This is a genomic window from Vreelandella boliviensis LC1 (assembly GCF_000236035.1).
In the GTDB taxonomy this organism is placed as follows: Bacteria; Pseudomonadota; Gammaproteobacteria; order Pseudomonadales; family Halomonadaceae; genus Vreelandella; species Vreelandella boliviensis.
In genome coordinates, this window is the sequence record NZ_JH393257.1 from 1,645,735 (window position 1) to 1,657,100 (window position 11,366).

Genomic DNA, 11,366 nt, shown 5'->3' on the forward strand with positions numbered 1-11,366 from the left:
CACCTTGCTCATCAAAGCGCTGCTTAACGAACTCGTTGACCCAGGGCTGAGAAAAAAGACTAGTGCCAGGCGCCATATACTCCACATCGAAAGCGTCGCGCCGACCAGAAGCCTCTAATCGACTTAGCGTAGTGAACGTCATTTTTAACGGTGCCCCAGCGCACTTTACTGGCGTTGGGGCTGCCGTGAAAATCCCTTTTCCCTGGCCGCTGTCTAGCCACGTTTGAATGGCCTGGTTTGTTCGTGTTGCGCCATCGAGGCTGGCATACACGCTGCCAATCCCGTGCTGGCCTACCAGCTCTGGCGTCATACCATCGATTAAGTGGTAATTGAGTTGAATGCCAGTGGCTATGACCAAGTAGTCGTAGTCAAGCATCGTGCCGCTAGCAAGTGAGATCCGCTTGTTATCAGCGTCGATGCCGGCAGCATGTTCACGTACCCAATGGATGCCTCGGGGAATAAACTGTGCGTTTGGGCGCATGGTTTTACCGGGATGCCAAACCCCTGAAGCCACCAATGTCCAACCCGGTTGGTAATGATGTATTTCTCGGGGTTCTACTAATGTGATGGTTCCGCCCTGAAGGCGCCTAGCCAATCGATTGGCCATTGCCATACCCGCTGCACCACCGCCAAGAATTACAATGTGAGCCTGGGTTCTAAAGGTGTCAGCAGAGATTGTGCTTAGTGGCAAAAGGCTACTAACACCAAGGCCAGTGCCTACTTTTAACAGTTCTCGACGGCTGAACAACAAAGGCTTGTGCATGGCGAACTCCAAGAGCAAAGGCAGGTGTTGTTTAGTTATATTGTTATTACTAACAATAGCCCTATGCTCGGAAAACGCTATTGACACTTTGTCGCAAGGCATAACAATTCAGCTATATCTCGCCACGATTTTTAAGGTCAGCACGGTTGTGTGCTATCTAGATGCTGCCAACGTATACAAAAATTCCAGCCCAAGCGTCGCGGCGGCAAATTAGTTTTTCAATCGAACTGATTACCCCGGATGTACTGAGTGAGGGACTGGAACAACGCCAAATCGATACGGTGATAGGGTTGGATAGCCAAAGCGCGCTGCCCAGCGGCGTGATTCAGACTCCGTGGATGGATGAGGCGTTGGACTGCTTGGCGGCTACTCAAAATCACTACGTGGGTAAGGCGCTTGAGCTAGAACAGTTTGCCAGTGAACTGCATGTGGAACTTGCCGATATTAGCGGCCTGCGTCCTAGCAACATTGAAAACTGCCTGACTCAATCACTGGTTGAATTCGCCGATACATTCCAGCAGAAAGCCTCTTAGGAGGAACCGAGGGCCGCTTGATGGTGGGAAGTTGCTTCAACAAAGGGGGATGACTGAGTAGAGTGTTAGAGAAGACACCGTAAGCAGGATTTAGCTAAACCACAGGCAACCATAATAATGATAGCAACGTATAAACTCCTGATTGCCGACGATCACCCTCTCGTACGTGATGCTATGGCGCGGGTGATCCGCGAAGCTTACGCAGATGCTGAGGTTATAGAGGTGGAAGACTTTGATGCGGCTCTCGCTCATGCCCAGCAAGATCCTGATCTTGACTTGATATTGCTAGATTTAAATATGCCTGGCATGAACGGGTTAACGGGTCTTTTGCAGCTGCGTAACGAGCACCCTACGATTCCGGTGGTGATTGTTTCTGCGGAAGAGAATAAGCAGATTATTCTTCAGGCGGTCTCTTGTGGTGCAGCGGGGTTTATTCCCAAATCATTGCCCCGTGATCAGATGCGCCACGCCATTGCCCAGGTACTGAAAGGCAATATCTATCTACCCGCCGATGCTATGCGCGCGCCGGACAGTATTCGTAAGCGTCGCCACCAGGAGCAGGGTTTTACGGCGGAACAGCTGCGCCAACTGACCCGCAAACAGCTACAGGTGTTGGAACACATGACCCGCGGTGAATCTAACAAGATGATTGCTTATCATCTTAATATTGCGGAAACCACGGTGAAAGCTCATGTGTCGGCGATCTTGCGCAAGTTGGGTGTGACCAGTCGCGTACAAGCAATTTTATCGGCCAACGATATCGATTTTTCTCAGTTCCTCAAGCGCTGACTCGCCTCAATCGTTGACTAGATAGTGGCCAGCGCTATCTAACCAGTGGGTTTGCCAGTGACCGTGGGTGTTTATCTGAGTGAGTAAATCGGTAAGCGTCTGTGAATCGATGCTTTGCTGCCCAAGCCGATGCAGTGGCTGATCGGTGCCTGACAAGAGGCTTTGCCACTGGATAATCAGCGCGGCAAGGGGTGTTTCAGGCGGTGTTAGCGAGAGTTCAAGAGAGTTTGGTGTCTGTAGGGCATCATCCGCCGTTTGCCACAGGGCATCGGTGATGGAGAGTAGCTTTTCACCTACCGGTTCAGCGTCTTCGCTGGTTTGCACCACATAGCCAAGTGAGCAGGGTGTGCCGTCGCCTCTGCGTACCGCTGCCACATACCCCAAGTGATGGTCATACCGCGCCTGCTGAAAAAATGCCGCGCTGTGGTGCTGCTCAACAAGCGCTAATAGCCAGCGCTGGGTGGGCGTGCCCGGTAAGCTCAGTGTGCGCATGATGGCTGTGCTGGCTGACTCATTGATAGAAGGCGTCTGCACAGAACGTGTTGCTATGCGGCTAGCCAAATCTGCAAGTGCGTGGCAAACAGCGTCTGCATCTGTTGCATGGGAAACCCATACCGCAGGCGTGGCAGGCAGCTGGGTTAAGCGCTGTAACAACCGCTGAGCCAGAAGCCCTTGGGGGGCAATTGCCGTATTAACATTCGCTTCTTTCAGCAAGGTTTGCATGGCAACGGCCGCTCCCTCACCCACGGTTATCACCCAACTGCCCTGCGCTAGTTGCATGTGCTGGCATATCACGCCTCTACGGGCGCACCGCTTGGCGGCCAGTGGGGCGGGGAGAAACATCGCATTGGGAATAAAGCAGGCTGCCCAGGTGGTGTCGGCAAGTGAGGCGAAATCATCGCTGACACCATACTGGCCGCACCAACGCTGCACCTTGGGGGTGGCCGCCAATTGTGCCGCATCGCCAGCATGCGTGAGTGTTGTTGGTGCGCTATAAACTAGCCAGTGGGGAGCCTGCCTGCGGGCCCTGTTGGGGAAATCTTGTTGAGTCGCTGTATGTGCAGCAAGCCGCCGTGCCAGTGCTTGCTGACGCGCATAGACAAACCACGCCGACACCAGTTGCACGGTACCGGCAGGAGGCTGCCAAACGGGGCGGTGATCAATAGGGGCCGTCGCGAGCAGGGCTGCCAGGCGTTCACTGAGGGAATCGGCAAGCACTTCCAGTCGTTCCTGCGCCGCGGTACCGGTTAGCGTCAAGCTGAAAGCGTCTGTAGCCCCGGTTGGGGCGGCAGTCGCGTGGTAGTCGATAATCGAGTCAGCTAACTGATCCACCAGGTAGCCTTGGTTTAACGAATCAGCAACGTCACTAAGGGCGCTAAACTGATGACGTGAAATGGATGTGGGTAGCGGCCACAACAGCTCAACGGCGTTGGCCGTCCCGACCATCTTCGCGCGGGGCAGGTCGCCCCAGCGGGGCGTCATGGCAAGCGCCGGGGCGTTGGACGGTAGCGAGTTAAACAGCGTAGCCATGCGTTGAATAAGGCGGGTCATCGCTTCTGCAGCCCTGGGGCTGATAATCGCAATGCTAATGCGGCCGCCGTGGTAGTGGTCGCGGTGAAACGTGGTCAGCGCCTCATAAAGCAACCCAGTGTTATGGCCCAGGGTTTGTGCGTTGCCGTGGCGGCAGCCTGCACCAATATGCTGCGGGTCACTGAGCGTGGCAATGGCCGATAGTCGTTGCATTGCCGAACTGTGCTGGCGAGCTTGCCATTCGGCGTCAATGGCGGCGACTTCGGTGCGAATGGTCGGTGATGAAATAGTGGGCGTGGCCAACTGGCTGGCAACAGTGAGAGCCGCCGTTTCTAGGCTATCTGCCGGTATCGAGAAATGCACATCGGTGACGTAGTCATCGGTGTGGGCGTTCAGGCGGCCCTGATGCTGGGCAAACCAAGTGAGCAGGCTGGTGTTATAGGAGGTTGTCAGTGGTGCGGTGGTGAGCACGTGTTCCAGTAAGTGGGCTAGGCCTGGCAGGGCGGGCGGTTCATCCAAATAGCCCGCTGCTATAGTGATGCTGACGTGAGCGTGGGTTAAGTGGGCCGCGTGGGCCAGCACGCCTTGCACTCCGTTAGGCAGGGAGATACAGGTCTTTGGGAAACTCAGGTTAGCCACTGAGCAAACTACTTAGTAGTGCGCGCAGTTTGCCGGGTCGTACCGGCTTGTTTAACTGCGGAACGCCGGCATGGCGTAACCGCCTTTGCCAGTGGTCAGAGCGGTCAGCACTGATAATGGCTGCGGGCAAGTGCGGGTCATGCCAGTGGTGGCGAAGTTGTCGAATGGCCTCCAACCCCGTCACGTTATCGTCTAAGTGCAGGTCGACCAGCAGCATATCCGGCGCTTCCAGGCAGGCTTTGGCGGTCTCCACATCCAGCGCGGTATCGCAACTGATCTGCCATTCACCTAGCAACAGCGCCATGCCTTCAAGAATGGCGGGTTCGTTATCCAGGATCAGTACGCGCACTCCTTCGAACTCGGCGTCAGCAGAAAACGGCGCGCTGGGGGTGGGTGTTTGGATAAAGGAAATGCCGCTGGCTCGGGGCACCCTAACCGCAAAACAGGAGCCTTGGCCGGGTGCAGAGCGCACAGAAAGCGGGTGCTCAAGGCGCTGGCTAATCCGCTCCACAATCGCAAGCCCCAGGCCAACGCCCTGGCGATCGCGAGCGCGGGTGGCGTTGAGTTGATGAAACTCGCGGAAAATAAGCTGGTAGTCGCTTTCGGGAATACCAATACCGCTATCGACGACGTGTATGGCTAGGCTGTCGTCACTGTGGCGTCGCACACCTAGGCAAATGCCGCCACGCTGGGTATAGCGGCAAGCGTTAGCCAGAAAGTTGCGCACAATCCGGCTGAGTAGATGAGGGTCGCTGGTCACCGCTTGATGGCAGGGCACATAGCGCAGCGTTAACCCTTTACGTTGCGCCACGGGGGCAAACTCCTCAGTGAGATTGCCAAGAATATCGTCGAGTTTAAAGTGGCGCAGTTGCGGCTGTACCTGGCCGTGATCCAGTTTTGAAATATCCAATAGATCGGAAAGAATCGCTTCGGCGCCTTCCAGCGAGTTTTGCACCCTCTCAATCAGGGCTAGATTATCGCTGTCGTTCAGCCGCTCCTGTAGTGAGGCCACCAATAAGCGTGCAGCATTCATGGGTTGCAGCAGGTCATGGCTAGCGGCGGCCAGGTAGCGGTCTTTGCTGTGGTTGGCAAACTCGGCAGCATCGCGCGCGCTTCTAAGCTCCTCGTTGAGTCGTTCAAGTGCCTGGGTGCGATCAGCTACCCGGGCTTCCAAGTGGGCGTTGAGTGTTTCCAAGTGCTGGCGGGCACGCTCACGCTCGGTAATATCCGCCACAAAGCCTTCGATCAGGTCTTCGTCTCCGGCAAGTTCGGCGGGCTTTTTGATCAGCGTAATGGCGACGGGAACCTGGCGACCAGAGGCTCCCTGCAGCAAGGTGGTTTGGCCTGTTACGTGCCCTTGAATGAGCAGCAGGTCGCGCAGCTGTAGCCCAGTAGTAGCGTTAACAAACAGCGCGTCAAAGCGCGCACAGCGCTCCAGCGTATGCGCCACGCTAGGGTCGTCCAGCATGGCGGCAAGTGCCGGGTTGGCGGCGCGCAGCTTACCGGAGAGCGATGCCTGAAAAATACCGTGTAGTGCGTTTTCAAACAGCCATTTATAGCGGTTGCGCTCAACCTCAAGCTCTTCTAAGCGCACTGAAAGCTCGCGATAGTAGCTTTTGCGCGCCGACTGCTGACCCAGCCCGAGCAGATCGCTGACCGAAAAGCCCGAGGGGTCGTTGGCTTTTTTCATAGCGCCTCTTCGTACACCACCGCTACATCCCGTGAGTTGGAACGGCGCGGGTTGGTCAAAATGCAGGGGTCGCCCAGCGCGTGGTTGGTGAGAAACGGCACGTCGCTGCGTGAGACGCCCATCTTGCCAAGCGTGCCTCCCAGGCCAACCGCATGTTTTAAATCGACTAAATACCGAAACAGCGCTTGTTTGGTCTGCTGCTGTGACAGCCCCCGGCAGTCGATACCGACGGCTTCGGCGACCCGCTTAAAACGCTCGGGGGCAGCTGCGTAGTTATAGGCCACCACGTGCTCTAATAGCATAGCGTTGCACAAACCGTGGGGAAGATCTAAGAAGCCGCCCAAACTATGCGACATCGCATGTACTGCGCCCAAAATCGCGTTTGAGAACGCCAAGCCCGCTTGCATGCTGCCCAGCATTACCTGAGCGCGCAGCTCGCCATCGGTGGGGTTCGCCACCAGCGCCTCGAGATGACTGCTGATCAAACGCATGGCTTCCAGGGCGTGGGCATCGGTGAGCGGCCCGCTGCCGGTTGAAACGAAGGCTTCAATGGCATGCACTAACGCGTCCACCCCGGTACACGCGGTCAGGTAGGGCGACATGGTCATGGTGACTTCAGGATCGATCAGCGACACATCCGGCACTACGGCCTTGCTGATAATCGAGAATTTCATGCGCCGCTGCTGGTCGGAAATAATCGCAAACTGGGAGATATCCGCCGAGGTGCCCGCCGTTGAAGGAATAAAAATCAGCGGAGGAATCGGCACGCGAATAGTATCAACGCCTTCAAAATCGAGAATGTGCCCACCGTGGGCAGTGACGATACCAATCCCCTTGGCGCAGTCCATCGGGCTGCCACCGCCTATCGCCACAATCGCTTTGCAGCCGGTTTCACGATAGATTTCGGCACCGGCCATAATCTCATCTACCCGTGGGTTGGGGGATACGGCGGTAAAGCGCTCAACGGCAATATTGGCTTCCAGCAGTTTGGCTTCAATATCGGTCACCCAGCCTGCCAGCAGTACGCCTGGGTCAGAGACCAGAAGTACCTTTTCTGCCCCGAAAGTAGTGACGTAGTTGCCTGCAGCGTGGCGCGCCCCGTCGCCAAAAATAATTTCAGGAGCGACAAACTTACGAAGTTGCGTGAGCGGCGAAGTCATGGGGCGGTCTCGTTTATAATTGTTAACCATTATCTTAAGCACCTTAGGAGATTGTTGCGTTACGACCTTGGTGCCGTCGTTAGGGGGCAAGTCATCTTATTGATAAAAGGCCAGCTCGCGAGCCAGCATGGTTTGGCGAGCTTTAGGATGGCGAATGCCGTGGCGTTCGTTATCAAACAGCAGCGTTTGTGCCTGTCCACCGTGGCGCTGAATATGTCGCGCCATAGCGTGGGTCTGTTCTGGTACTACCACGACGTCTTTGCCACCTTGAATAAACAGTGCCCGCAGAGGGCGCTGGCAACGGCTGACTTGATAGGCAGGGCTGCGCTGGGCGAGCAGAGGCTCGTCACCGATTAGCCAGCCCAGGTAGCCAGACTCAAAGCGGTGCGTCTTGGCCGCTAGCGTTAGCGCATCGGTTACCCCATATAGGCTAGTGGCCGCAGTAAACAGTGGCGTGGCGGCCAGGGCATTGAGGGCGGTAAACCCGCCAGCGCTTTGGCCACGGATAAAGCAGCGCGTTTTATCTATCGCAAAGCGTAGGCAGGCGGCGTTAACCAGGGCGATCACATCGTCAGTATCGCTGATGCCCCACTGGCCCGCTAAACACTCGCGGTAGCTGCGGCCAAAGTTGCCGCTACCGCGTGGGTTGATATCCAACACATGAAAGCCCTGCTGCTGCCAGTAGACCACTAGCGGGTCGTAAACAGGGTAAGTGGCGGCGGTAGGCCCGCCGTGAATGCGTACAATCAGCGGCGCGTAGTGGCTTTCAAGTGCCGAGTAGAAGAAGCCGTGAACCGTATCGCCTTCGCTGCCAACGGGGGCTTCCAGCCACTGGGCGGCGGCAGGTGCTTTGGTCACTAAGCTATCCACTAAGTTTAAGCTGCCCGCTAAGTTACCCATGATGTTACCCACTAAGCAGCGGCGTGGGCGGTTCTCCGCAAAGTGTATAAGTTGGGCGCCGCTGGTGGCGCTTTGCACTATGGCATAATCGCCGTGTTCTGCCAGCGTGATGCTTGCCACGCGGCCCGGGGCTGGTAGCAGTGCTTCCACCTGCTCGCCGATACGGCGATATAGCTGAGCTGCCCCCTGGTGCAGTTGGCAGTAGAGTTGCCTGCTGCTGCGCCAGGCATGCTGGCGCTCGCCCAGTTGCCACGGTGTGGTGATGTGGTCAACCGGGTCGCTGCTCAGGCAAAGGGGAGAGGCCAGGTTAACCTGCCAGGGTTGCCACCAACCCGCGTGATCGCTCATGCAAATCAGCGCGTTGTGGGGGCCAAACTGTGGTTGGCTAATTGCCGCGCCGAAGTCCCAGCGCTCAAAGGCTTCAAGCCTACCGTTAGCCGCCACCTGTGCGAGATGCAACTGACTACGCTGCCAGGGCATATTAGGCAGTGACCAGCTCACCCACGCTAGATAGTTACCGTCGTCGCTTAATATCGGCGCGCCGTAGAAGTCGGCGCCTTCTGTCAATACGTGTCGATTGCTGGCAGTGAGGGCGATCAGACGCTGACCATGGGTATCTTCCTCTACCGCTAATACACGCTGGCGCTTAGGGTCTGCGCACAGCCCTCCGTAAGCTGTTTGTGGCCGCTTCTGCCAGCAGTGGCTGGCGTCGTGGTGGTCGAGGTGCATAATGGCCTGATCTTGCTGGCGCACCCATACGACGCCGCCTAGCAGTGGCGTATAGCTGCCGCCGCCGTACTGGTTCACCCGGCTGCCCACCGCGTCCTCTATCAAACATTGCGGCGCCTCGTTGCTGCCAGCCGTCCATCCCCAAAGCTGCATGTCACCCGTTTGCGGGCAGCGAGCTAGCCAGTAAACGGCCTGGGCGTCGCTGTGCAGTTCGCCCAATGTGTCAGTGGGTTCAGCAGCATCTGCCAGGGTAAGTAGCATAGGCGTGCTCCTTATTGTGGGGTGCCCCACAGCAACCGTGCTTCGTAGCGTGGGTAAAGCTGCACCACGCTGCGGGTAAACTCGTATTTAGTGAGCGCTATGGTGTTAAAGGCGTCAGGAATTTCGACGGCCAAGGCATGGTTGGCACCCAGCCCTTCGTTAGCCACATCACTTAGGTGCTGGTCTAACCATGCGAGGTAATGAGCCGTTTGGTCAAAAACCGTTTCGGGCGGTGCGCTGGGGCCATGGCCGGGCACGGCGATTCTGGCGTTGAGGCCGCGTAGCTCGTTAAGCTCTTCCTGCCACTGTTGCAAACCAGGGCTGTGAGCAGTAGCGGCAGCACGTTGGTAGAAGCCCATATCGCCCAAAAACAGCACGTCGGTGGAGTGATCCATAATGACTAAGTCACCACCACTGTGTCCGCTCATTGCGTATAGCATGAGTGGGTAGCTTCCCAGCGTTACCTCACCTGCCTCAATTGTGTCGGGTAGGGCAATATGCGAGCGCGCCAAGTTGCGCCCGGTCAGCCGCTCTATGTTATCGATCAGTGCTTCTCGGTCGCGGGCCATCAGCGCACGAGTGCTGGCTAAGGTGAGGTGCTCTGCCTCGTCGAAGGCGGCATTACCGAAAAAGTGATCGGGATGGTGGTGGGTATTCAAAACCCAGCGCACGGGGTGGGAGCTGTGCTGAGCAATCAGTGTTTTTAGTGCTTCGCCAAAGTGTGGGCTGCTGCCGCTGTCGATGAGGATGGTGCCGTTGGGTGTGGCAATAAATGCTTGGTTGCCGATATGGCCGCAGTTGCTGGTGGAAAGCTCTTCTCTTAAGCCTTCCACCATCCAGGTGTTCTCTGCAATCGGCTGGGCCGTTAGCGGACGTTCGCAGAACATGACCGGCTCGCTGGCCGCTAGCGGTGTGGTAAGCAGCGCTAGGCCCGCTAAAAAGCGCGTTTTCATGGTTGCAGACCAATAGAAAAGCGGTTGCCGTTGTTGTCCCGGGCGCCAATGACATAGCCTTCCAGAGAGGGGCGCATATGAAGCCCTAGGGTGGGATTGGCGCTCACTGACGCTTCGATATCCAGCGCGGCCACTTGCTGGCCCTGCTGATCCAGCAGCTCAAACGACTGTACGTAAAAGGCGGGTTGGCTGGGGATTAAGCCGCTGTCCATGGGGTGAGAAAGGCGCACCCGCAGGCGCTGTTCGCTTTCATTGGCAAACAGCCGACCCTGCAGCTCGCCGAAGGTGTTTTCCCAATCGTTGTCGGCGCCGGCAATACCCGGCGTGGTACAGCCGCCGCCTTCTGCTTCAATGTAGGTGCCGCCCACATGCCAGGTATCCCCCTGTTTCACTGCTACGCGTACCGCAGAGGCTTGTTCCAAGCGAATATTTAACGAAAGCTTGGCTAGGCCATGACTCATCGGTGAGTAGTGAAACAGGCGTGGAATAGGATTGAGATCCACCCAGGCGATGATGTCGGTTATCGGCTCGCCGCTGTCTTCTAATTCGCTGGCGTCTAGCTCAATGGGCACTTGCCCCGAGTCTTCTGCGAACTCGGGCGCGTTAACGATGACTCGCTCATCAAACACCACGGTGGCATCGCCGAGGAAGCGCTCGCGGTACACAGGCCACATAAAGGAATTAAGCGGATCCTGTTCAGCTGTGTTCACGGTGGCCAACGCGGTGGAGGGCAACATAAATATTAGCCAGATAAACGCTGCGAGGAATGCAGTGAGAGCCGCGGCGAGCCGTTGTAACGTGATGATGGGCGTTGGGGTTGCCATAGTGCCTCCCAGCTTAGGGATTACTGTCCGGTAGTTTCTATGCTGACCGTTTCTAGCCAAGTTCGGATAGCCCACAGCCCTTCTTGGCTGACGTAGTCGGACATGCGTGGCATTAGTACACGGCCGTTGCGCTCGGATCCGTTCGTGACCAGCTCTTTGAACCACTCATCGCCCCACGGGCCGTTCTCCAGCTCGCGCAGGTCGGGGGCGATGCCGCCGGATTTCGCTTCCAGGCCGTGGCAAGCGGCGCAATTGCTGTTGTAAGCGCGGGCACCAATATCGATGGCCAGTTCTTGCTGGGAGTGATCGCGGTAAGGGTTCTCGTCCCGCCACTCGTCACCTAAACGTTCAAGATCTTTAATATCAACGGCTTGCGGGGTCACGCTGCCGTGAGACCATGCTAGTGGTGAAGCCAGCAGGGCCACGAGGGCGATAGCACCCGCTTGGCCTATGGGTGTTTTTGTAGAGACTGTTTTTGAAATTGTTTTTGAAATTGTTTTTGAGATTGTCGTTGTAAGCGTTGTCATGGAATAGCTCCTCAGGGGATCAATGTATCGTCACTTGAGTGAGCATAGGCAGGCACACTTGCCGAACC

General features: G+C 56.8%; 10 protein-coding genes. 2 read left to right on the forward strand and 8 right to left on the reverse strand.

Annotation, left to right across the window (positions count from 1 at the left end):
• Nucleotides 1-763 (reverse strand): FAD-dependent oxidoreductase (locus tag KUC_RS19995; protein ID WP_244264756.1); only part of this gene is annotated, 763 nt, incomplete at its 3' end.
• 161 nt (nt 764-924) lie between these two features.
• On the opposite strand from KUC_RS19995, the gene KUC_RS07355 reads away from it, so the two are divergent.
• Both KUC_RS07355 and KUC_RS07360 read left to right on the forward strand, forming a co-directional pair.
• A complete protein-coding gene (locus KUC_RS07355; protein WP_007112529.1) occupies nt 925-1,296 on the forward strand; it encodes a type 2 periplasmic-binding domain-containing protein in 372 nt (123 codons plus the stop codon).
• Nucleotides 1,297-1,413: 117 nt separating this feature from the next.
• Complete coding sequence (locus KUC_RS07360; protein ID WP_007112530.1) at nt 1,414-2,085, forward strand: response regulator; 672 nt, start codon at nt 1,414-1,416, stop codon at nt 2,083-2,085.
• A gap of 6 nt (nt 2,086-2,091) precedes the next feature.
• Here the strand turns inward: KUC_RS07360 and KUC_RS07365 are convergent, their stop codons facing one another.
• The 7 genes from KUC_RS07365 to pedF all read right to left on the reverse strand — a co-directional run bounded on the left by KUC_RS07365 (nt 2,092) and on the right by pedF (nt 11,196).
• Entirely contained in the window at nt 2,092-4,197 is a 2,106-nt protein-coding gene (locus tag KUC_RS07365) for an insulinase family protein (protein ID WP_244264757.1), read from the reverse strand.
• Nucleotides 4,198-4,246: 49 nt separating this feature from the next.
• On the reverse strand, nt 4,247-5,944 hold the full coding sequence (locus tag KUC_RS07370; protein ID WP_007112532.1) for an ATP-binding response regulator: 1,698 nt from the start codon (nt 5,942-5,944) through the stop codon (nt 4,247-4,249).
• Complete coding sequence (gene ercA / locus KUC_RS07375; RefSeq protein ID WP_007112533.1) at nt 5,941-7,104, reverse strand: alcohol dehydrogenase-like regulatory protein ErcA; 1,164 nt, start codon at nt 7,102-7,104, stop codon at nt 5,941-5,943. Before ercA ends, KUC_RS07370 begins: the two co-directional genes overlap by 4 nt.
• Nucleotides 7,105-7,200: 96 nt before the next feature.
• Complete coding sequence (locus tag KUC_RS07380) at nt 7,201-8,994, reverse strand: alpha/beta hydrolase family protein (protein ID WP_007112534.1); 1,794 nt, start codon at nt 8,992-8,994, stop codon at nt 7,201-7,203.
• Nucleotides 8,995-9,005: 11 nt separating this feature from the next.
• Nucleotides 9,006-9,947 (reverse strand): quinoprotein relay system zinc metallohydrolase 1, encoded by a 942-nt coding sequence (locus tag KUC_RS07385; RefSeq protein WP_007112535.1) that lies wholly within the window; start codon nt 9,945-9,947, stop codon nt 9,006-9,008.
• Nucleotides 9,944-10,771 (reverse strand): quinoprotein dehydrogenase-associated SoxYZ-like carrier, encoded by an 828-nt coding sequence (locus tag KUC_RS07390; protein WP_083825752.1) that lies wholly within the window; start codon nt 10,769-10,771, stop codon nt 9,944-9,946. Before KUC_RS07390 ends, KUC_RS07385 begins: the two co-directional genes overlap by 4 nt.
• Before the next feature lie 20 nt (nt 10,772-10,791).
• Nucleotides 10,792-11,196 carry a cytochrome c-550 PedF gene (gene pedF, locus KUC_RS07395; protein WP_007112537.1) on the reverse strand — a complete coding sequence of 135 codons (405 nt, stop codon included), beginning with the start codon at nt 11,194-11,196 and terminating at the stop codon, nt 10,792-10,794.
• Nucleotides 11,197-11,366 lie beyond the last annotated feature (170 nt).

Bases quoted from the DNA above. Each gene is read 5' to 3' on its own strand.
- KUC_RS07355 (WP_007112529.1), top strand. From the start codon at position 925: ATGCTGCCAACGTATACAAAAATTCCAGCCCAAGCGTCGCGGCGGCAA.
- KUC_RS07360 (WP_007112530.1), top strand. From the start codon at position 1,414: ATGATAGCAACGTATAAACTCCTGATTGCCGACGATCACCCTCTCGTA.
- KUC_RS07370 (WP_007112532.1), bottom strand. From the start codon at position 5,944: ATGAAAAAAGCCAACGACCCCTCGGGCTTTTCGGTCAGCGATCTGCTC.
- ercA (WP_007112533.1), bottom strand. From the start codon at position 7,104: ATGACTTCGCCGCTCACGCAACTTCGTAAGTTTGTCGCTCCTGAAATT.
- KUC_RS07380 (WP_007112534.1), bottom strand. From the start codon at position 8,994: ATGCTACTTACCCTGGCAGATGCTGCTGAACCCACTGACACATTGGGC.
- KUC_RS07385 (WP_007112535.1), bottom strand. From the start codon at position 9,947: ATGAAAACGCGCTTTTTAGCGGGCCTAGCGCTGCTTACCACACCGCTA.
- KUC_RS07390 (WP_083825752.1), bottom strand. From the start codon at position 10,771: ATGGCAACCCCAACGCCCATCATCACGTTACAACGGCTCGCCGCGGCT.